Annotated in this window: 16 protein-coding genes; 10 read left to right on the top strand and 6 right to left on the bottom strand. The window is 70.6% G+C overall.

All coding sequences use genetic code 11. From position 1 onward, the window contains the following. Positions 1 to 61: 61 nt before the first annotated feature. From ACIPK3_RS10620 to ACIPK3_RS10605, 4 genes are all read left to right on the top strand, one after another. Complete coding sequence (locus ACIPK3_RS10620) at positions 62 to 1,753, top strand: VWA domain-containing protein (protein ID WP_402568184.1); 1,692 nt, start codon at positions 62 to 64, stop codon at positions 1,751 to 1,753. 131 nt (positions 1,754 to 1,884) lie between these two features. Further along, complete coding sequence (metG, locus tag ACIPK3_RS10615; protein ID WP_402568182.1) at positions 1,885 to 3,600, top strand: methionine--tRNA ligase; 1,716 nt, start codon at positions 1,885 to 1,887, stop codon at positions 3,598 to 3,600. Between the two features lie 81 nt (positions 3,601 to 3,681). Next, positions 3,682 to 4,605, top strand: a complete 924-nt coding sequence (locus tag ACIPK3_RS10610; RefSeq protein ID WP_402568180.1) for a hypothetical protein — start codon at positions 3,682 to 3,684, stop codon at positions 4,603 to 4,605. Beyond that, positions 4,602 to 5,279: a hypothetical protein gene (locus tag ACIPK3_RS10605; RefSeq protein ID WP_402568178.1), complete on the top strand. Its 678-nt coding sequence runs from the start codon at positions 4,602 to 4,604 to the stop codon at positions 5,277 to 5,279. The genes ACIPK3_RS10610 and ACIPK3_RS10605 overlap by 4 nt, the downstream gene beginning before the upstream one ends. 89 nt (positions 5,280 to 5,368) lie before the next feature. On the opposite strand, the gene aspS is transcribed toward ACIPK3_RS10605, so the two are convergent. Then, positions 5,369 to 7,132, bottom strand: a complete 1,764-nt coding sequence (gene aspS, locus ACIPK3_RS10600) for an aspartate--tRNA ligase (RefSeq protein WP_402568176.1) — start codon at positions 7,130 to 7,132, stop codon at positions 5,369 to 5,371. Positions 7,133 to 7,337: 205 nt separating this feature from the next. On the opposite strand from aspS, the gene ACIPK3_RS10595 reads away from it, so the two are divergent. Next, entirely contained in the window at positions 7,338 to 9,455 is a 2,118-nt protein-coding gene (locus tag ACIPK3_RS10595) for a SpoIIE family protein phosphatase (RefSeq protein WP_402568175.1), read from the top strand. 9 nt (positions 9,456 to 9,464) lie between these two features. Here ACIPK3_RS10595 and ACIPK3_RS10590 read toward each other — a convergent pair whose 3' ends face one another. From ACIPK3_RS10590 to ACIPK3_RS10580, 3 genes are all read right to left on the bottom strand, one after another. Continuing rightward, positions 9,465 to 10,505, bottom strand: a complete 1,041-nt coding sequence (locus tag ACIPK3_RS10590; RefSeq protein WP_402568174.1) for an AI-2E family transporter — start codon at positions 10,503 to 10,505, stop codon at positions 9,465 to 9,467. A gap of 102 nt (positions 10,506 to 10,607) precedes the next feature. Continuing rightward, positions 10,608 to 11,579, bottom strand: coding sequence for a pirin family protein (locus ACIPK3_RS10585; protein ID WP_402568172.1), 972 nt, complete (start codon positions 11,577 to 11,579; stop codon positions 10,608 to 10,610). Between the two features lie 126 nt (positions 11,580 to 11,705). Beyond that, positions 11,706 to 12,188 (bottom strand): SseB family protein, encoded by a 483-nt coding sequence (locus tag ACIPK3_RS10580; protein ID WP_402568170.1) that lies wholly within the window; start codon positions 12,186 to 12,188, stop codon positions 11,706 to 11,708. Between the two features lie 218 nt (positions 12,189 to 12,406). On the opposite strand from ACIPK3_RS10580, the gene ACIPK3_RS10575 reads away from it, so the two are divergent. The 3 genes from ACIPK3_RS10575 to ACIPK3_RS10565 all read left to right on the top strand — a co-directional run bounded on the left by ACIPK3_RS10575 (position 12,407) and on the right by ACIPK3_RS10565 (position 15,961). Further along, positions 12,407 to 14,233, top strand: a complete 1,827-nt coding sequence (locus ACIPK3_RS10575) for an acyl-CoA dehydrogenase (protein WP_402568168.1) — start codon at positions 12,407 to 12,409, stop codon at positions 14,231 to 14,233. Positions 14,234 to 14,328: 95 nt separating this feature from the next. Further along, complete coding sequence (locus ACIPK3_RS10570; protein ID WP_402568167.1) at positions 14,329 to 15,627, top strand: M18 family aminopeptidase; 1,299 nt, start codon at positions 14,329 to 14,331, stop codon at positions 15,625 to 15,627. 82 nt (positions 15,628 to 15,709) lie between these two features. Continuing rightward, positions 15,710 to 15,961 (top strand): DUF6458 family protein, encoded by a 252-nt coding sequence (locus tag ACIPK3_RS10565; RefSeq protein ID WP_402568165.1) that lies wholly within the window; start codon positions 15,710 to 15,712, stop codon positions 15,959 to 15,961. Here the strand turns inward: ACIPK3_RS10565 and ACIPK3_RS10560 are convergent. Further along, entirely contained in the window at positions 15,949 to 17,787 is a 1,839-nt protein-coding gene (locus ACIPK3_RS10560; RefSeq protein WP_402568163.1) for an NHL domain-containing thioredoxin family protein, read from the bottom strand. The two genes, ACIPK3_RS10565 and ACIPK3_RS10560, sit on opposite strands and share 13 nt — an antisense overlap. Positions 17,788 to 17,846: 59 nt before the next feature. On the opposite strand from ACIPK3_RS10560, the gene ACIPK3_RS10555 reads away from it, so the two are divergent. Continuing rightward, positions 17,847 to 18,341 (top strand): LURP-one-related/scramblase family protein, encoded by a 495-nt coding sequence (locus tag ACIPK3_RS10555; protein ID WP_402568161.1) that lies wholly within the window; start codon positions 17,847 to 17,849, stop codon positions 18,339 to 18,341. A 33-nt stretch (positions 18,342 to 18,374) separates the two neighbouring features. After that, positions 18,375 to 21,074 (top strand): SpoIIE family protein phosphatase, encoded by a 2,700-nt coding sequence (locus tag ACIPK3_RS10550; RefSeq protein WP_402568159.1) that lies wholly within the window; start codon positions 18,375 to 18,377, stop codon positions 21,072 to 21,074. Between the two features lie 50 nt (positions 21,075 to 21,124). Here ACIPK3_RS10550 and ACIPK3_RS10545 read toward each other — a convergent pair whose 3' ends face one another. Continuing rightward, on the bottom strand, positions 21,125 to 21,925 hold the full coding sequence (locus ACIPK3_RS10545) for a carbon-nitrogen family hydrolase (RefSeq protein ID WP_402568158.1): 801 nt from the start codon (positions 21,923 to 21,925) through the stop codon (positions 21,125 to 21,127). Positions 21,926 to 21,964 lie beyond the last annotated feature (39 nt).

Here is a 21,964-nt window from a genome sequence, read left to right as displayed (position 1 = left end):
ACCTTACGTGTCCGTCCTGGCCAGGGATCGACGGGAACAACTCAGGCGAAGGGTTGCGCACATGGGCATTCTCACTCTCCTTCGGAACGCGTTCGGCCGATCACGCAAGGGGCGTGCCGCCGAGGCGGAGGGTGCGGAACAAGTTCCTTCGCAGAACCAGGATCCAGCTCCGTCCTCCGTCCCCGAACCCCGCTCCTCCTCTCCGACGGAGCACGAACTGGTATCGGCGGCCTTCAACAACATCACGATCCCGAACCCGGCCCCGGAGCCCGAACCCGAGCTCGAACTCCGTTCGGTGACGGACCCCCCGGCGAAGGCCGAGCCCACGCCGGTGCCCAAGCCCGAGGCGGAGGCGGAGGCGAAGCCCGAGGCTGAGCCCGTGGCCGAGGCGGAGGCGGAGGCGAAGCCCGAGGCTGAGTCCGTGACCGAGCCGGAGCGCGAGCCGACGGCCGCCCCTGTCGCCGAGACGGCGACGGAGGCCGACCCGGCGGCCAAGCCCGAGGCAGAGGCCGAGCCCGCAACAGAGCCCGAGGCAGCGGCGAAGACCGAGCCTGCGGCCGAACTGGAAGCGGAGCCCACGGCAGAGGCCGAGGCCGAAGCGGCAGCCGAGCACACGGCGGAGGCCGAGCCCGCGGCCGAGGCCACTCCGGTCACCGAGCCCGAGGCTGAACCCGTAGCCCCGGCCAAGGCTCAGCCCACGGCAGAGACAGAGCGCACGGCCGAGCCGGAAGCGGAGGTCGAGCCCGCGGCCGAACCGGAAGCGGAGCCCACGGTGGAGGCCGAGGCCGCGCCGGTGAGCAAGCCCGAGGCTGAATCCGTGGCCGAGGCAGAGACCGAGCGCGCGGCCGAGCCGGAAGCGGAGGTCGAGGCCGCGGCCGAACCGGTGGCCAAGCCCGAAGCGGAGCCCGAGCCGGAGGCGGACTCCGTGGCCGAGGAGGCGGAAGCCGAACCGGTGGCCGAGGCCGAGCCGGAGGCGGAGCCCGCGGCTGCCGACGGCGAGGAAGCCCCGCAGGAGTCACCCGCACCCGACAACGCATCCCGCAAGGGTGGTGCGGGTGGGAACACCCCCGCCGAAGGCGAAGCCGAGGCGGCCACCCCCGGAACACACCCCGGCCTCGCCACCGCGCACGCCGCCGCCGCAGCCGCCCTCGACAAGGCGAACCTCACCGGCACCCACGCGAAGCTCTACCTCGTACTCGACCGCTCCGCCTCCATGCGCCCGTACTACAAGGACGGCTCCGCCCAGGCCCTCGCCGAGCAGACCCTCGCCCTCGCCACCGCCCTCACCCCCGCAGGCACCCAAGGCACCGAACCGGCAGTCCACGTCGTCTTCTTCTCCACGGAACTCGACGGCACCACCGACCTCACCCCCACCTCCCCCGAGAACAAGATCGACGAGGCCCACGCCTCCCTCGGCCGCATGGGCCGTACGAGCTACCACGCCGCCGTGGAGGCCGTCCTCGCCCACCGCCAGAAGTCGGTCGACCCCACCACCCCCGCCCTCGTCGTCTTTCAGACGGACGGCGCCCCCGACGCCAAGACTCCGGCCACCCAGTCCCTCACGGACGCCGCGAAGAACCACCCCGGTGTCTTCTTCTCCTTCGTGGCCTTCGGCGAGTACGACAACAAGGCCTTCGACTACCTCCGCAAACTGAAGAGCGGCAACACGTCGTTCTTCCACGCGGGCCCGACCCCCCGCGAACTCACGGACGCCGAGCTCTACGAGGGCATCCTCGCGAACTGGCGCCCGTGAACCGGCGCGCGTAACGCCCCGGCACACCCCATGCCGCCCGCTTCTCACCCCGTAAAACGGGAGGCGGGCGGCATACGCCTGTCGGCTACCATTCCAAGGTTCATACCGACGCGACCCGGGAGCAGCCCGAGATGGCTCGACACCTCATCACCAGCGCCCTTCCCTACATCAACGGGATCAAGCACCTGGGCAACATGGTGGGGTCCATGCTCCCGGCGGACGTGTACTCCCGGTACCTCCGCCAGCGCGGCCACGACGTCCTCTACATCTGCGCGACGGACGAGCACGGCACCCCCGCCGAACTGGCCGCGAAGGCCCAGAACCTCCCCGTGGCAGAGTTCTGCGCCCAGGCGCACGACGCCCAGAAGGCGGTCTACGACGGCTTCGCGCTGGCCTTCGACTACTTCGGCCGCAGCTCCAGCCACGAGAACGTCGAGATCACCCAGCACTTCGCCCGGCGCCTCCAGGAGAACGGCTTCATCGAGGAGCGGGCGATCCGCCAGGTCTACTCGCCCGCCGACGGCCGCTTCCTCCCGGACCGCTACGTCGAGGGCACCTGCCCGCACTGCGGCTACGACAAGGCGCGCGGCGACCAGTGCGAGAACTGCACCCGCGTGCTCGACCCCACCGACCTGATCAACCCGCGCTCCGCGATCTCCGGCTCCACCGAGCTGGAGGTCCGCGAGACCAAGCACCTGTTCCTCCTCCAGTCGAAGCTCCAGCACGAGGTCGAGGCGTGGGTGGCCCGGCACGAGGACGACTGGCCGCAGCTGGCCTCCTCCATCGCCCGCAAGTGGCTGACCGAAGGCCTGCACGACCGTGCGATCACCCGTGACCTGGACTGGGGTGTGCCCGTACCGGCCGACACCTGGCCGGAGCTGGCGGCCGAGGGCAAGGTCTTCTACGTCTGGTTCGACGCCCCGGTCGAGTACATCGGCGCGACCAAGGAGTGGTCGGACCAGGACCCGGAGAACCGCGACTGGAAGTCGTGGTGGTACGACGTCGACACCGACGTCCGCTACACGCAGTTCATGGCGAAGGACAACGTCCCCTTCCACACCGTGATGTTCCCGGCCACCGAGCTGGGCGTGCGCGAGCCGTGGAAGAAGGTCGACTACGTCAAGGCGTTCAACTGGCTGACGTACTACGGCGGCAAGTTCTCCACCTCGCAGAAGCGGGGCGTCTTCACGGACCATGCACTGGAGATCCTCCCCGCCGACTACTGGCGCTACTTCCTGATCGCCAACGCCCCGGAGTCGGACGACTCGTCCTTCACCTGGGAGCACTTCACGGCCACGGTGAACAAGGACCTCGCCGACACCCTCGGCAACTTCGTCAACCGCGTGCTGTCCTTCTCCCGCAAGCGCTACGGCGACGACGTCCCGGCCGGCGGCGAGCCCGGTGAGGCGGAGGCCCGCCTCGGCGAGGAGATCGCCTCGCTGCTCGCCGAGTACGAGTCGCACATGGAGACCCTCCAGTTCCGCAAGGCGGCCGCGGCCCTGCGCGCGCTGTGGTCGGCCGGCAACTCCTACCTGGAGGAGAAGGCCCCCTGGCTGGAGATCAAGACCGACAAGGACGGCGCGGCCCTCACCCTGCGCACGGCGATGAACCTGATCCATCTGTACGCGGTGGTGTCGGAGCCGTTCATCCCGGCGACGTCGAAGGCCATGCGCGAGGCGTTCGCCCTGCCCGACGACAACGCGGTCTGGGTCACCCCGGAAGAGGCGAAGTCCCTCATCGCAGTCCCCGCCGGCACCCCCTTCACGGTCCCCCCGGTCCTGTTCGCCAAGCTGACGGACGAGGACCTGGAAACCTACAAGGAACGCTTCGGCGGCGACCCGGCTTAATCCCACGGGGCCTTCCTCGAAAGGGTGAACAAAACCGGATCACCCGGTCAGACCACACCTGACGGATCCTAAGTTGTCCTCATGGTCACATCAGCCCATGAGGGCATGCACCGGATCTTCCAGGAGCGGCCTGAGATCCTGACCCCCGTCTTCGAGTTGCTGGGACTCGACCTGCCGGACAAGGCGGCGGCGTACGCGGTCACGACCGACGCGACGGAGACCAGGCCGCTCGTGCGGCACGTGGACACCGTGCTGCGTATCAGCCCGTCCGACGGCGACGACTTCTTGCTGGCCATTGAGGCACAGGAGCGAAGGGACGCCAAGAAGGAGTCGAGCTGGGCCTACTACGTCGCCTATCTTCAGTCGAGGTACGGCCTGCCGGTCCTGCTGCTCGTGGTGTGCCGGGACCGGGCCACGGCGAAGTGGGCGGCGGGGCCCTTCGACAGCGAGGCCCGCGGGTGGACCGCGCAGCGAACACGTCCCCTGGTGATCGGTCCGGACAACCTTCCTACGATCACCGACGCACGCACAGCGGCCGAGAAGCCCGCCATGGCCGCCTTCTCGGCCCTGGCACACGCCGACAGCCCGGGCTCCGACGCCATACTGGAGGCACTCGGCCGCGCACTGGCAGAGATGGACCCGATCGCCGCCCGCTACTTCGGTCAGTTCTTGGACGCCGCGCTGGGGGCCACCCCCGCCGGTGACAAATGGAGGAACATCGTGACGTTCGTCAACTTCTTCCCCGGCCGGGGCACCGTCATCGAGAAGGCCTACCTCGACGGCGTAGCCGAGGGCGAGGCCAAGGGCGAGGCCAAGGGCGAGGCCAAGGGAGTCCTGGCCATCCTGGACGTGCGCGGCATCTCCGTCTCCGAGGACACCCGCGAACGCATCACCGGCTGCACCGATCGCAACCGCGTCGAGGGCTGGCTCCAACAGGCCCGGACCGCCGAACGCGCCGAGGATCTCTTCGCCGACGGTTTCGAGGAGTCCCCCGAGTCGTCATGACCTTCCCCGACCTCCACCGGCGGCTCGTCTCGGACGTGGTCGGCGCGGGTGGACCGTACGCACTGGTGCTCGCGGGCGGTTACGCGCTCCGCGCGCACGGGCTGGTGCGGCGACCGCACGCGAACGTCGACTTCGCCACCGAGAGCCCCGAGCCAGTGGAACGGATCGCCGGGACCGTCGGAGCAGCCCTGGAGGCGCGGGGGCGTCATGTGGGGGTCGGTGCCGTCACCGCGCTCACCGCACAGCTGACGGTCACGGACCCGCCGACCGGTGGGGAGTGCGAACTCGTGCTGCACAAGGAGACGTTCTGGCAGCCGGCGGAGCTGACCGAGGACGGCCCGGTCCTGTCGTTGGAGGACGCCGTCGGTACGAAGATCCGCGCCCTGTACGACCGCGGCTCGGCCGTCGACCTGATCGACGCACAGGCCGCGGCGAACCGCTTCGCCCTGCCCGAGCTGGAGGAGCTGGGCCGTCGGCACGCCCTGGACCCCTTCGACCTGCCCACCCTCCAGTCCCGCCTCACCGGAACGGACTTCTACGCCGATCGCGACTTCACCCGCCACGGCCTGGACGAACCGGCGATCACCGCGCTCCGCGCATGGGCGCAGCACTGGTCGGACGACATCGCCGAGCGGCTGCTGGAGGACGGGGCGTCGCCCGACGCGGAGAGCTGAGAACGCGGGAGGGCTGAGAACGCGGGAGGGGCCCCGAGCCGTCACCGGCTCCGGGCCCCTCCTGCGAACTCCGAAGGACTACTTCAGGACTACTTCGGCTGCGGCTTGCGCACCGTCAGGTGCAGTTCCTTCAGCCGGGCCTCCTCCAGCTCCGTCGGCGCGCCCATCATCAGGTCCTGGGCGTTGCCGTTGAGCGGGAAGGCGATGGTCTCGCGGATGTTCGGCTCGTCGGCGAGGAGCATCACGATGCGGTCGACGCCCGGGGCGATGCCGCCGTGCGGCGGGGCGCCGAAGCGGAAGGCGCGGAGCATGCCCGCGAACTTCTCCTCGACGGTGTCGCGGTCGTAGCCGGCGATCTCGAAGGCCTTGAGCATGATCTCGGGCTCGTGGTTCCGGATCGCGCCCGAGGACAGCTCGACGCCGTTGCAGACGATGTCGTACTGCCAGCCCAGGATGTCCAGCGGGTCCTGGGTCTGCAGGGCCTCCAGACCGCCCTGCGGCATGGAGAACGGGTTGTGCGAGAAGTCGATCGCGCCGGTCTCCTCGTCCTTCTCGTACATCGGGAAGTCGACGATCCAGCAGAAGCGGAAGACGCCCTCCTCGAACTGCCCGGCGCGCTTGGCGGCCTCGACCCGCACCCCGCCCATGATCTTCGAGACCTCGTCGAACTCGCCCGCGCCGAAGAACACCGCGTGACCCGCCGCCAGGGAGAGGCGCTTGGTCAGCTCGGCGACGTTCTCCTCGGTCAGGAACTTCGCGATCGGGCCGGACAGCGAGCCGTCCTCGGCGACACGGACCCAGGCCAGGCCCTGCGCGCCGAGCGACTGCGCGAACTCGCCGAGCTGGTCGAAGAACTTGCGGGGCTGCCCAGCGACATCCGGCACCGGCAGGGCACGCACGTGCTTGCCCGCGAAGGCCTTGAACTCCGAGCCCTCGAAGATGTCGGTGATGTCGGCCAGCTCCAGCTTGGCGCGCAGGTCCGGCTTGTCGGAGCCGTACTTCAGCATCGCCTCGCGGAACGGGATCCGCGGGAACGGGGAGGTGACATGACGGCCCCCGCCGAACTCCTCGAAGATCTCCGTCATGAGCTTCTCGATCGGCTGGAAGACGTCCTCCTGCTCGACAAAGCTCATCTCGACGTCGAGCTGGTAGAACTCGCCCGGCGAGCGGTCCGCGCGCGCGTCCTCGTCGCGGAAGCAGGGCGCGATCTGGAAGTAGCGGTCGAAGCCGGAGATCATCAGCAGCTGCTTGAACTGCTGGGGTGCCTGCGGAAGGGCGTAGAACCGGCCCGGGTTCAGACGGGAGGGCACGACGAAGTCGCGGGCGCCCTCGGGGGAGGTGGCGGACAGGATCGGCGTCGCCATCTCGTTGAAGCCGAGCGCGGTCATCTTGTGGCGGATCGCGGAGATCACCGCCGTACGCAGCATGATGTTGCGGTGCATGCGCTCGCGGCGCAGGTCCAGGAAGCGGTACTCCAGGCGCCGCTCCTCGTTCACGCCATCCTCGGCGTTGATGGTGAAGGGGAGCGGGCCGGCGACGCCGAGCACCTCGACCTCGCCCACCTCGATCTCGATCTCGCCGGTCGGCAGCTCCGCGTTCACGTTCTCGGTGCCTCGCGAGACGGCCTTGCCGTCGACGCGGACCACCGTCTCCTTGGACAGCTTGTCCAGGGCCTCGTAGGCGGGGGTGCCGGGACGGGCGACGAGCTGCGTGATGCCGTAGTGGTCGCGCAGATCGATGAAGAGGATGCCGCCCAGGTCGCGCCGATTGTGCAGCCAGCCACTCAGGCGGACGTCGGAGCCGACGTCAGAGGAGCGGAGCTCGCCGCAGGTGTGGGACCTGTACCGATGCATCGTCGTTCATCCAGTCTTCGCTGATCGGGGTGTGTGACTCGGTCTTGGAGCACCTTGATGCCGGTTGGTGCAGCTTGGTGCAGCTTGTTTCGCGTTGTTTCACGTGAAACACGACCAGCGTACCGGGCAGCCATGGCCCGCCTCCCCCCAATAGGGGGCCGGGCAGCGGTGGCATGAGTCGTTCACATCTTCTTAAAGTGGGGCAATGCGCACTGGCGAGCCACCGCCCGCCGTGGAGGACGTCCTGGCCTCCCTCGGGGTCGGGCTGTGGTACTGGGACACCGCCACCGGGATGGTCACGCTCGACGCGGAGACCGCCCGGCTGCTCGGGTTTCCGGCCGAGGCGACCACGATCACCGAGGCCCGCACCCGTGCGCGCTTTCATCCCGTGGACTGGAACGAGAACGCCAGCATTATTCGCCTGTCCTCCGAGGAGGGCACGCTGGCCGAGGTACGGCTGCGGATCATGGACGACCAGGGCCGCATCATCCGTACCGTGCGCAGCCGCTTTCGGCCGGTGTACGACCGCAAGAAGCGCGTGTACCAGGTGACGGGCACCCTCCAGGAGGTCACCGAGCCCACACCGGGCACCGCCCGCTCTCCGGTCATCGGCGACTGGCGCCGCTCCCGCGAGGCGTTCCTGCTGGACGCGGGGCGGGCGCTGGCCGAGGCTCGGTCGACCGCGGAGGTGCTGCGGGTGGCGGCGGGGCTGTCGATGCCGGGATTCTCGCCGGACGGGCTGGCCGTCTTCGGAATCTCGGGCGACCGGCTGACGATCATCGGCCATCACGGACAGCAGTCGGACGACATGACGCCGTTCACCGACATGCCGCTGACGACGGACTATCCCGCCACGGAGGTGGTCCGTACCGGCCGTGCCGTCTATCTGTCCTCCCCCGAGCAGTACCGCTCCCGCTACCCGGTGACCTGGCCGCTCGCCCGGCACTTCGGCCGGCACTCCTGGGCGTTCCTGCCGCTGACCGTGGGCGGTCGCACGATCGGCGCCTGGCTGGCCGCCTTCGCCTACCCGGTCTCCTTCACCCCGGACGAGCGCTCGGTGCTGACGACGGTGGCCCGGATGCTGGCGCAGGCCCTGTCCCGGGCCTCCGCGGCCGAGACCGCACGGGAGCTGACCGACGGGCTCCAGCGCTCCATGCTGCCGAGCCTGGGCCCCGAGGAGATCCCCGGGATGAGCGTGGCCGCCCGCTACATCCCGACCGGCGGCGGACTCCAGGTCGGCGGCGACTGGTACGACATGATCCCGCTGCCCAACGGCAGGTTCGCGCTGGTCATCGGTGACGTCCAGGGCCACGACGTACGGGCGGCCGGACTGATGGGCCAGCTGCGGATCGCGTTGCGCGCCTATGCCGCCGAGGGCCACCGCCCGGACGCGGTACTCGCCCGCGCCTCCCGCTTTCTGCACGGCATCACCGAATCCGACGACGACGATGCCGCCGACGCCGACCCACGCTTCGCCACCTGTCTGTATGTGGAGGCCGACCCGGTCTCCGCCGTTCTGGAGATCGCCCGTGCCGGGCACCCCGACCCTGCGATCCGCATGGCCGACGGAACGGTGCTGCTGCGGCCGACCGCGGGCGGGCTGCCCCTGGGCATCGACCCGGAGGCCGACTACCCGACCACCCGCATCACGCTGGAGCCCGGCGAGACCATGATGATCTGCACCGACGGTCTGTTCGAGACCGGCGGCCATGACATGGAGAGCGGCTGGCAGCGCATCCGCACGATCCTGGAGGGCCACGAGGGGGACCTGGAGTCCCTCGCGGACGCGCTGGTGCAGGGCGTGCACGGGCCGCCCTCCCACCAGACCCCGGGCCCGCTCGCCGACCGCCGGGAGGACGACATAGCCGTTCTGCTGCTGTCCCGGCCGGGGGCGGGGGACGGCCAGGGCGAGTCGACGCTCATGCGGTCCGTGATCCGGCGGACCGTGCTGTCGGTGGCGCAGGACGAGCCGGAGCGGATCTCGGCGGCCCGGCAGCAACTGCGCGAGCTGCTGCACGACTGGGCCTGTCCCGACCAGGTGGACACCGCCGTGCTGCTGGTCTCCGAGATGATCACCAACGTGCTCGTGCACACGGACGTCGACGCACTGCTGCTCGCCGAACTCAGCGGGCAGACCGGAGAACGGCGGCTGAGGGTCGAGGTCACCGACGTCGGCGACGACCTCCCGCATCTGCGCCGCCCCGGGGAACTCGCCTCCTCCGGACGCGGCCTCATGCTGATCGAGCTGCTCGCCGAGTCGTGGGGGGTGGATCCCCGGGGCGAGGGCAAGAGCATCTGGTTCGAGCTGAGCGAGAAACGCTGACCGGGCCGGTCACGGGGCGGCGGCCCCGGGGTGCCGGGTGCGCAGTTCGTGCACGACGCCGAAGGCGGCCGCGGTCAGTGGTACCGCCAGCAGCATCCCGACGATGCCCGCGACGGACGCCCCGCCCGTGATCGCCAGCATCACCACCGCCGGATGCATCTGCACGGTCCGGCTCTGGATCACCGGCTGGAGCACATGCCCCTCCAGCACCTGCACGGCGACGACGACGCCGAGCGCCCACAGCGCGATCACCACACCCCGGTCGGCGAGTGCCACCAGTACCGCCAGCGCGCCGGACAGGAAGGCGCCGAGGTAGGGGATGTAGGCGGCGACGAAGACGAGCGCCCCGAGTCCGGGCGCGCCCGGCACCCGCAGGACGAGCAGCCCGATGGTGATGCAGACGGCGTCGATCAGCGCGATGAGGGTGGTGCCGCGCATGAACCCCTCGACCGCCTCGAAGGCCCGCCGCGCCATGGCCTCCGCGGTGTCGGCGCTGCCGCGCGGGGCGAGGGACCGCAGTCCGTCGGCGGCCCGGTGGGAGTCGCGCAGGAAGAAGAAGACGAGCAGCAGCGCCAGTACCGCCATGGCGATGCTCTCGGCGACCACGCTCACCCCGCTGATGACATTGGCGGCCGCCGTCCCGCCGAACTTGCCGAGCAGTTCCCTGGAGTTGGCGGCGAAGTCGTCCAGCGAGGTCCCGGCGGCCCCGAAGTGCTTGGCGACGGACCGTCCCGCCGCCTTCAGCGAGGCGATGATCTGGTCCCCGGTGTCGATCAGCGCGGCCACCACGATGTACACGGCCCCGCCGACCACGCCGACGACCGCGACGCAGGTGAGCCCCGCGGCCAGCGAGCGCTGCACCCCGGCGTCGACCAGCCGCCGGTGGAGCGGCCCGAGCAGCGCGGTGCCCAGCAGGGCGAGCAGTACCGGGGTGACGGCCGTACGGAAGGTCACGCACAGCCGGATACCGACGTACACCACCCCGGCGGCGAGCAGGATCACCGCGCACCAGGCGGCGAGACGGCGGACGGGTTCGGGCAGCAGCTGCACGTCCCCAGCCGATCACGCCCCGGCCGGGCTGTCCTGTGCGGACGGCCCGGCCGGGTGACGAGGCGTCAGCCCCCTGTGGGGGAGACGCCCGTGGCTGCCTTTCTACAGACCGCCCTCGGTCATCCCGTGCACGGCCGGGACGGTCCCGAGGCGCCCCTTCTGGAAGTCCTCGAACGCCTGCTGGAGCTCCTCGCGGGTGTTCATCACGAAGGGGCCGTAGTGGGCCATCGGCTCGCGGATGGGCTCTCCGCCGAGGAGGACGACCTCCAGGTCGGGGGTGTGCGAGTCCTGCTTCTCGTCCGCGCGGACGGTCAGCGAGGAGCCCTTGCCGAAGACGGCGGTCTGACCCAGGTGGACGGGACGGCGGCCCTCGCCGACGGTTCCGCGTCCGGCCAGCACATAGGCGAGGGCGTTGAAGTCCTCGCGCCAGGGCAGTGTGATCTCCGCGCCCGGCGCCAGTGTCGCGTGGACCATGGTGATCGGTGTGTGGGTGATGCCGGGCCCCTGGTGGCCGTCCAGCTCACCGGCGATGACCCGCAGCAGCGCGCCGCCGTCCGGCGAGGTGAGCAGCTGGACCTGGCCGCCGCGGATGTCCTGGTACCTGGGGGCCATCATCTTGTCCCTGGCCGGGAGGTTCACCCACAGCTGGAGGCCGTGGAAGAGGCCGCCGGACATGACGAGCGACTCCGGCGGGGCCTCGATGTGCAGCAGGCCCGAGCCGGCCGTCATCCACTGGGTGTCGCCGTTGGTGATGGTGCCGCCGCCGCCCTGACTGTCCTGGTGGTCGAAGATCCCGTCGATGATGTAGGTGACGGTCTCGAAGCCGCGGTGCGGATGCCAGGGGGTGCCCTTGGGCTCGCCCGGCGCGTAGTCCACCTCACCCATCTGATCCATCATGATGAACGGGTCGAGATGCCGGTAGTTGATCCCGGCGAACGCCCGGCGCACCGGGAATCCCTCCCCCTCGTACCCGCTCGGCGCGGTCGTCACGGCCACCACGGGACGGGCGGCGGCGTCGGCCGGGGCTGCGACGCGGGGAAGCGTCAGCGGGTTCTCGACAGTCACTGCAGGCATGGTCGGTACCTCCTCGTGATCCCACTTTAGTTGAGCATTGAACTTTCTGCCACCCCCAACGCAGAAGGCCCGGAGGACATTCCCTCCGGGCCTCACGAATCAGCCGTGACCGGCTGCCGGCTGCGGTCAGCCGTACATCCGCCGCATCGCGAAGTCGACCATCTGCTCGACCGCCTTCGCGTCGAAGACCATCCGGTGCTCGCCCTCCATGTCGAGGACGAAGCCGTACCCGGTCGGCAGCAGGTCGATCACCTCGGAGCCGGTGATGACGAAGTACTTGGACTCCTTGCCCGCGTACCGGCGCAGTTCCTTCAGCGAGGTGAACATGGGGATCACCGGCTGCTGGGTGTTGTGCAGGGCGAGGAACCCGGGGTTGTCACCGCGCGGGCAGTACACCTTGGACGTGGCGAACACCTGCTGGAAGTCCTCGGCGGCCAGCTGACCGGTGGTGAAGGCGCGCACCGCGTCCGCGAGCGAGGGCGGCGAGGGCTCCGGATAGAGCGGCGGCTGCTGACCGTACCCGCCCAGCCCGCCGGCCATCTGCTGCTGCGGCGTGGCGTACTGCTGCTGCGCACCGCCGCCGTCCATGGGCTGGCCGTATCCATACATGCGCGCAAGCGTACCGAGACCGCGGGCACACCGAGGGGCCCACTGGCGGCGAACGGCCTCCAGCGGTTCCCGAGCGCCGGTATGTAGAGGCTTCTCACACTTGGACCAGTGGGGGTTGCTTCTTATTACCGACGGGTAGCATCATCGTAGCTACTTGTTGGTACGTGAACCAGTTGCGAGGAGACAGTGCCTCGCCGAGTCGGATACGGAGCCGCACCATGGGGCACTACAAGTCGAACCTGCGCGACATCGAGTTCAACCTGTTCGAGGTACTCGGCCGCGACAAGCTGTACGGCACCGGCCCGTTCGGCGAGATGGACACGGACACGGCCAAGAGCATCCTCGCGGAGCTGACGCGCCTCGCGGAGAACGAGATGGCGGAGTCCTTCGCCGACGCCGACCGCAACCCGCCGGTCTTCGACCCCGAGACGAACACCGCGCCGGTCCCCGCGTCCTTCAAGAAGAGCTACAAGGCCTTCATGGACTCCGAGTACTGGCGCCTCGGCGTGCCGGAGGAGATCGGTGGCACCACCGCTCCCCCGTCGCTGATCTGGTCGTACGCGGAGCTGGTCCTCGGCTCGAACCCGGCCATCTGGATGTACACCTCCGGCCCGGCGTTCGCCGGCATCCTCTTCGACGAGGGCAACGAGGTCCAGAAGAAGATCGCCCAGATCGCCGTGGAGAAGACCTGGGGCTCCACCATGGTCCTCACCGAGCCCGACGCCGGTTCGGACGTCGGCGCCGGCCGCACCAAGGCGATCCAGCAGGAGGACGGCTCCTGGCACATCGAGGGCGTGAAGCGCTTCATCACGTCCGGTGAGCACGACATGGAGGAGAACATCCTCCACTACGTCCTCGCCCGCCCCGAGGGCGCCGGCCCCGGCACCAAGGGCCTGTCGCTCTTCCTCGTCCCGAAGTACCTGTTCGACTTCGAGACCGGCGAGCTGGGCGAGCGCAACGGCGTCTACGCCACCAACGTCGAGCACAAGATGGGCCTGAAGGCCTCCAACACGTGTGAGATGACCTTCGGCGACCGCCACCCCGCCAAGGGCTGGCTGATCGGCGACAAGCACGACGGCATCCGCCAGATGTTCCGCATCATCGAGTTCGCCCGCATGATGGTCGGCACGAAGGCGATCTCCACGCTCTCCACCGGCTACCTCAACGCCCTCGAGTACGCCAAGGAGCGCGTCCAGGGCCCGGACCTCGCGCAGTTCATGGACAAGACCGCGCCGAAGGTCACCATCACCCACCACCCGGACGTGCGCCGCTCGCTGATCACGCAGAAGGCGTACGCCGAGGGCATGCGCGCCCTCGTCCTGTACACCGCGTCCATCCAGGACGCGATCGCGATCAAGACGGCGAACGGCGAGGACGCCTCCGCCGAGCACGCCCTCAACGACCTGCTCCTGCCGATCGTCAAGGGCTACGGCTCCGAGAAGGGCTACGAGCAGCTCGCCCAGTCGCTCCAGACCTTCGGCGGCTCCGGGTTCCTCCAGGAGTACCCGATCGAGCAGTACATCCGGGACGCCAAGATCGACACCCTCTACGAGGGCACCACGGCGATCCAGGGCCAGGACTACTTCTTCCGGAAGATCGTCCGCAACCAGGGCGCCGCGCTGAACTCCCTCGCCGAGGACATCAAGAAGTTCCTGGCGCTCGGTACCGGCGGCGACGAGCTGGCCGGCGCCCGCGAGCACCTCGCGAAGGCCGCCGTCGAGCTCGAGGCGATCGTCGGCCTGATGCTGACCGACCTCGCGGCCACCGAGCAGGACGTCAAGAACATCTACAAGGTTGGCCTGAACACCACCCGCCTGCTGCTCGCCTCCGGCGACGTGGTCGTCGGCTACCTGCTGCTCAAGGGCGCCGCGGTCGCCGCCGAGAAGCTGGAGACGGCGTCGGCGAAGGACAAGGCGTTCTACACCGGCAAGATCGCCGCCGCGAAGTTCTTCGCCGCGAACGTCCTGCCCGGCGTCACGCTGGCCCGCAAGATCTCCGAGGACGTCGACCTGGACCTCATGGAGCTGGACGAGGCCGCGTTCTAGCAGCCGCCGCTTCCGCGGAGTTTGCACGGAACATCCGTCGAGGGCCCGTTCCCGGTAGGGGGGAACGGGCCCTCACCCGTCGTTAAGGTGAACCCATGAGCGAACGAGCCCGCTTCGACCGCGGCCACACCGACGACCTGATGACCTTTCTCGCGGCGAGCCCGTCGCCGTACCACGCCGTCGCCAACGCCGGCGAACGGCTGGAGAAGGCCGGTTTCAGGCAGGTCTCGGAGACCGAGGCATGGGACGGGACGAGCGGCGGCAAGTTCGTGCTGCGCGGCGGCGCGATCGTGGCCTGGTACGTCCCCGAGGGCGCCGAGCCGCACACGCCGTTCCGGATCGTCGGCGCCCACACGGACTCCCCCAACCTGCGCGTCAAGCCCCGCCCGGACACCGGGGCGCACGGCTTCCGCCAGGTCGCCGTGGAGATCTACGGCGGACCGCTGCTGAACTCCTGGCTGGACCGGGACCTGGGGCTGGCCGGCCGGCTGACCCTGCGCGACGGCTCGACCCGCCTGGTCAACGTCGACCGTCCGCTGCTGCGGGTGCCGCAACTGGCCATCCACCTCGACCGCTCGGTGACCGCGGACGGCCTCAAGCTCGACAAGCAGCGGCACCTCCAGCCGATCTGGGGCCTCGGCAACGAGGTGCGTGACGGCGACCTGATCGCCTTCCTGGAGGAGGAGTGCGGGCTGCCGGCCGGCGAGGTGGCCGGCTGGGACCTGATGACCCACTCGGTGGAGCGCCCGGCCTACCTGGGCCGCGACGCGGAACTGGTCGCCGGACCCCGCATGGACAACCTGCTGTCGGTGCACGCGGGCACGGCGGCCCTCGCGGCCGTGGCCGGCTCCGGCACGGGGCTCTCCCACATCCCCGTACTGGTCGCCTTCGACCACGAGGAGAACGGCTCCCAGTCGGACACCGGCGCGGACGGACCGCTGCTGGGCGGCGTGCTGGAGCGGTCCGTGTTCGCGCGCGGCGGGTCGTACGAGGACCGGGCCCGTGCCTTCGCCGGAACGGTCTGCCTGTCCTCCGACACCGGTCACGCCGTCCACCCCAACTACGCGGAACGGCACGACCCGACGCACCACCCCCGGGTCAACGGCGGACCGATCCTGAAGGTGAACGTCAACAACCGCTACGCGACCGACGGTTCGGGCCGCGCGGTGTTCGCCGCCGCCTGCGAGAAGGCGGACGTCCCCTTCCAGACCTTCGTGTCGAACAACGCCATGCCCTGCGGCACCACCATCGGACCGATCACCGCCGCCCGCCACGGAATCCGGACCGTCGACATCGGCACGGCCATCCTGTCGATGCACAGCGCCCGCGAACTGTGCGGCGCGGAGGACCCGTTCATGCTCGCGAACGCGCTCACGGCGTTCCTGGCGGACTAGGCCGTGTCCGCATGATCGCCGGGGCCCGGGGTACCCGCCGAACCAGGCCGGAACGACCGGCCCGGCAGAAGTGGAGCAACTCATGGGCCTCGGCGGCTGCATAATCCTGATTGCCGCGGGAGCGATCCTCACGTTCGCGACCGACTGGCACATGCAGGGAGTCAACCTCGACCTGGTCGGGGTCATTCTGATGGCAGTCGGACTGATCGGCGTCACGACGTACACCGGCATCGCCCGCCGCAGGCGCGTCGTGGTGCCGCCCGCGTCGACGGTCGTCGAAGAGGAACGACACCACCACCACCGTGACGGCTACAGCGACGGCTACGGCGTCTGACCGGCCGCCTCGTCCATCCCCGCGAGCACCAGCGGCAGCCGGTCCGCGCCACCCTCGGTGATCCGCACCGGCACGCCCCAGTCCTGCTGGTGGACGTGGCAGGCCGGGTACTCGTTGGCGGGGTCGTCGTCGCAGGACGCGGCCATCGCCGACACATGCAGGACCCCGTCCGGCACGGCGGGGTTCAGCTCCAGCTCGCGCGCCAGGTCCGTGTCCGCCCCCTCGCCCTTGAGCAGCAGCTCGGGCGGGGTGGCGGAGACCAGGAGGCGGGTCGAGGGGCCGTAGCGGGTGTCGAGCTTCTGCCCCGCGGGAGCCTGGAAGATCACATCCAGCCGGAGCCGGCCGGGAGCCACCTCGGTGGCCGACCGCCTGGTCCGGTGGGCGACAGACGCCACCCGGACCGCCTCCTCCGGCAGCCGCAGCCGGGTCAGCCGGTGCCGGGCCGACTCCACGACCACGATGTCCTCGCCGGCCAGTACGGCGTCGCTCGGCTCCCGCAGATCCGTGGCCAGGGTGGTGACCTCACCGGTCGCCGGGTCGTAGCGGCGCAGGGCGTGGTTGTAGGTGTCGGAGACGGCCACCGAGCCGTCCGGCAGCGCGGTGACGCCGAGCGGGTGCTGGAGCAGCGCCTGCTCCGCCGGCCCGTCGCGGTGACCGAAGTCGAACAGACCGGTGCCGACCGCGGTGTGCACCCGACCGTCCAGGTCCACCCAGCGCAGCGCGGAGGTCTCGGAGTCGGCCAGCCACAGCCGGTCGGCGGTGGCGGCGAGCCCTGAGGGCTGCGCGAACCAGGCCTCCGCCCCGGGTCCGTCGACCAGCCCCTCGTTGGTGGTGCCCGCGGCGACCGCGACGGTGCCCTCGGCGGGGTCGTACACCCACAGCTGGTGCACCCCGGCCATGGCGATCCACACCCTGCCGCCGAACAGCGCCACGTCCCACGGGGAGGAGAGATCCACTTCCCGGGCCGGGCCCGAGGTGGCCGACCCCTGCCACCACTGCTTTCCGGTGCCCGCGAGGGTGGTCACCTCGCCGGTGGCGAGGTCCAGCCGCCTCAGGGCGTGGTTGACGGTGTCGGCGACGACCACGGAGCCGTCGTCCGACAGGACGAGACCCTGCGGCTCGTTGAAGGAGGCCGACTCCGCCGTACCGTCGGCGAAGCCGCGCGCGCCGGAGCCGATCCGCCGCAGGACCGTCTCCCCGTCCGGCGCCAGCTCCACCAGCTGGTGCCGGGTGGTGTCGCTGACCAGGAAGCCGCCGGAGGGCAGCGCCAGCGCCTTGCCGGGAAAACGCAGGATGGTCGGCTCGGGCTCCGGCGCCACATACGGGCCGTCCCCGCGCCGCAGCGTGCCCTTCGCCTCGTGCTCGGCCTCCAGCTCCGCCACCAGCCGCTCGATGGCGTGCGCGTGCCCCTCACCGGCGTGCTGCGCGACCACGTACCCCTCGGGGTCGATCACGACCAGCGTCGGCCAGGCACGCACGGCGTACTGCTTCCAGGTGGCCAGCTCGGGGTCGTCCAGCACCGGGTGCTCGACGCCGTACCGCTCCACCGCGTCGATCACGGCCTGGTGCTCGGCCTCGTGCACGAACTTCGGCGAGTGCACACCGACGATCACCACCGTGTCCCGGTGCTTCTCCTCCAGCTCCCGGAGCTCGTCGAGGACGTGGAGGCAGTTGATGCAGCAGAACGTCCAGAAATCCAGGATGACGATGCGCCCACGCAGGTCGGCGAGCGTGTACTGCTTGTCGCCGGTGTTCAGCCACCCTCCCTTGCCGATCAGCTCGGGGGCACGGACACGGGCACGGCGGCGGGGTGCGGCATCGTTCATGGTTCAAGCTTGCCATCCCGTGGGGTGACGACCGGCCCGCGCCGGGGAAGCCGTATCCCATGAGATTTCTCGTACGCGACCGGCTCCTCGGCATCGGTGACGACTACTGGATCGAGGACGAGCACGGTGACAAGGTCTTCCTGGTCGACGGCAAGGCGATGCGGCTGCGGGACACGTTCGAGCTGAAGGACGCGCGGGGGCGCGTGCTCGTCGACATCCACCAGAAGATGTTCGCGCTGCGCGACACCATGGTGATGGAGCGTGCCGGAGAGCCCCTCGCCACCATTCGGCGCAAGCGGCTCTCACTTCTTCGCAACCACTACCGCGTGCACCTCGCGGACGGTACGGAACTGGATGTCGGCGGCAAGATCCTCGACCGCGAGTTCGCCGTGGAGTACGACGGCGAGCTGCTCGCGGTCGTCTCCCGCCGGTGGCTGCACGTCCGGGAGACGTACGGCGTCGACGTCGTACGCGAGGACGCGGACCCGGCGCTGCTGATCGCCGTGGCGGTGTGCGTGATCCACCTCGCGGAGAAGGAGCGGGAGCACGGCTGAGCCGGGAAGAGCGAACGGTGTTAGAAAAGATGCATGGCGGGAATCCTCGGCCGCCTGCGTTCGGTGCTGAGCGCACGCACCGTCGCCCAGCAGGTGTTCGTCCTTCAGGCGGCGATCGTGGTGCTCCTTGTCGTCGCCACGGTCGTCGCCGTCGTACTCCAGGTACAGACCGACAGCACCCGTGAGGCCCGCAACCGGTCCCTCGCGGTGGCCGAGACCTTCGCCCACTCGCCGGGCATCGCGCAGGCGATGACCGGCCCCGACCCGGCCAAGGAGCTCCAGCCGCGCGCCGAGGCGGCCCGCAAGGCGTCCGGGGTGGACTTCATCGTCGCCATGAGCACCGAGGGGGTCCGCTACACGCACCCCGACCCTGGTCAGATCGGTGAGCACTACCAGGGCACCATCGGCCCCGCCGCGCGCGGCGGCACCGTCCAGGAGACCTACACGGGCAGCCTCGGCCCCTCGGTGCGCGCCGCCGTCCCGGTGCGCGCCCCGGACGGCAGAATCGTCGGTCTGGTCGCCGCCGGGGTCCGGGTGTCCGAGGTGAGCGGGGTCGTACAGCACCAGCTGCCGCTGCTCTTCGGCTCGGCCGCCGCGGTCCTCGCCCTGGGCACCGCCGGCACCTTCCTGATCAGCCGACGGCTGCGGCAGCAGACGCACGGCCTCGCCCCGGTCGAGATGACACGGATCTACGAACACCACGACGCCGTCCTGCACGCCGTACGGGAAGGCGTGCTGATCATGGACGGGCAGGGCAGGCTGGCGCTCGCCAACGACGAGGCACGCCGGCTGCTCGGGCTGCCCGCGGACGCGGAGGGCCGCAAGGCGCTGGACCTCGGCATCGCCGGTGACATGGCGCGGCTGTTCGCGTCGGGGCGGTTCGCCACGGACGAGATCCACCTGGCCAGGGGCCGGCTGCTGGCCGTCAGCCAGCGGCCGACGGAGCGTGACGGAGGGGCCCAGGGCAGCGTCGCCACCCTGCGGGACACCACCGAGCTACGGGCCCTCACCGGCCGGGCGGACCAGGCGCAGGAGCGGCTGCGGCTGCTGTACGACGCCGGGCTGGAGGTCGGCACGGGACTCGACGTGGCCCGCACCGCGGGCGAGCTGGTGGAGGTGGCGGTGCCCCGGTTCGCGGACTACGCCACCGTCGACCTGGCCGTTCCGGTGCTGCGCGGCGGCGAGCCGCAGGAGGGCAACGGCGACATGCAGCGGGTCGCGCTCGGCGGCGTGAGCGACGACTGCCCGCTCTACGGACTCGGCGAGGTGATCCGCTTCGACCCGGCCACCCCGCAGGCCTCGGGCTTCGGCGAAGGCCAGACCGTTCTCGACGAGGATCTGCCCGGCATGTCCGGATGGCAGCTGCAGGACCCGGAGCGGGCCCGGAGGATCCTCGCGTCCGGGATGCACTCGATGCTCGCGACCCCGGTGCACGCGCGTGGTGTGATCATGGGCGTGGTCACCTTCTGGCGGGCCGGGTCGCGGGCGCCCTTCGAGGCGGAGGACGTCTCCCTCGCGGAGGAGCTGGTGGCCCGCGCCGGCGTCAGCATCGACAACGCCCGCCGCTACACCCGCGAGCACAACATGGCCGTCACGCTCCAGCGCAGCCTGCTGCCCCGGGCCATGCCCGACCAGAGCGCCCTGGACGTGGCCTACGGCTATCTGCCGGCGCAGGCCTCCCCGGGCGGGGTCGGCGGGGACTGGTTCGACGTGATCCCGCTGCCCGGCGCCCGGGTGGCGCTGGTGGTGGGCGACGTGGTCGGACACGGGCTGTACGCGGCGGCCACGATGGGCCGGCTGCGGACGGCCGTGCACAACTTCTCCGCGCTGGACGTCCCGCCGGACGAGCTGCTGTGGCACCTGGACCAGCTGGTCACCCGTATCGACGAGGACGAGAGCGACGGCAGCGAGGGCCCGCCGGTCACCGGCGCGACCTGCCTGTACGCCGTCTACGACCCCGGAACCGGGCTGTGCACGCTCGCCCGCGCCGGGCATCTGGAACCCGCTGTCGTCCACCCGGACGGCACCGTGGAGTTCCTCGACGTGCCCGGCGGGCCCCCGCTCGGCCTCGGCGGCCGGCTGCCCGTCGAGACGGCCCAGCTGATCCTCGCCGAGGGCAGCTCGCTGGTCTTCTACACCGACGGGCTGGTCGAGGACCACGAGCGCGACATCGACGAGGGTCTGGAGCTGCTGCGGCAGACCCTGGACCAGCCGCACCGGACGCCGGAGGCGGTCGTCAAGGCGGTCCTGGAGGCACTGGTGCCGGAGCGGCCGCGCGACGACGTCGCCCTGGTCGTGGCCCGGACCCGGATGCTGGCCGCCGACCACACGGCCGTCTGGGACGTGCCCGCGGACGACCCGTCGGCCGTCGGCCGGATCCGTGCCGCGGCCAGCCGGACCCTGGAGAACTGGGGGCTGACGGACGTCGCGTTCACGACCGAACTGATCCTCAGCGAACTGGTCACCAACGCGATCCGGCACGCGGGCGGCCCGATCCGCGTCCGTCTGATCCGCGACCGCGCCCTGATCTGCGAGGTGTCCGACGGCAGCAGCACGGCCCCGCATCTGCGCCGCGCGGCCACCGAGGACGAGGGCGGCCGAGGCCTGTTCCTGGTCGCCCAGTTCGCCGACCGGTGGGGCACCCGCTACACGGCACAGGGCAAGGTGATCTGGACAGAGCAGCCGCTGACCGGGGTGGGGGAGGCGGCTCTGGCGGCCGCGTTCGAGTTGTGAGGGCGTGGGGCGCGGACGTGGGGCGCGGACGTGGGGCGCGGTTCGCGGGGCTATCGGCTCCGCCGTGGCGGGTCCAGGCCGAGGAGCCGGTCCTTCAGGGCCGGGAACTGTTCGCGGGTGGCGGCGACCCGGTCCGGGTCGAACTCCACCGTGAGCACCTGCTCCCCGGGGCCCGCCTCCGCCAGGACCTCGCCCCAGGGATCGACCACGATCGAGTGACCCGCCTGGGGAACCCCGGCGTGCGTACCGGCCGTTCCACATGCGAGTACGAACGACTGGTTCTCGACCGCCCGCGCGCGGGCCAGCAGCGTCCAGTGCCCGCGCCGCCGCTCGGGCCAGCCCGCCGAGACGACCAGGGTCTCGGCGCCCGCGTCGACGAGACCACGGAAGAGTTCGGGGAAACGGAGGTCGTAACAGGTGGACAGGCCCAGGGTGGTGACGGGCAGACGGACCGTCACCAGCTCGCGCCCGGCGCTCATCAGCACGGCCTCGCCCTGGTCGAAGCCGAAGCGGTGGATCTTGCGATAGGCCGCGGCAAGCTCACCGGAGGGAGAGAAGACGAGAGACGTGTTGTAGAGGGGACCGTCGGGGTCCCGCTCGGGGATCGAGCCCGCGTGCAGCCAGACGCCCGCGTCGCTCGCCGCCTTGGCCATGGCCTCGTAGGTCGGGCCTTCGAGCGGCTCGGCCTCGGTGCCGAACTCCTCGTAGGCGAAGGCGCCCGTCGTCCACAGCTCGGGGAGTACGACCAGGTCGGACCCGGCCTGTTCCCGTACGAGGGCCGCGGCCCGCAGCCGCCGGGAGCCGACCGATTCCCCCTCGTCCACGGCGATCTGGATCAGAGAGGCGCGCACACTACCACCGTCCTGGCACTCGAGCCGTCCACACCGGCC

The organism is Streptomyces sp. NPDC086787 (assembly GCF_044745865.1).
GTDB lineage: Bacteria > Actinomycetota > Actinomycetes > Streptomycetales > Streptomycetaceae > Streptomyces.
This window is presented reverse-complemented; position numbering and strand designations above follow the sequence as displayed.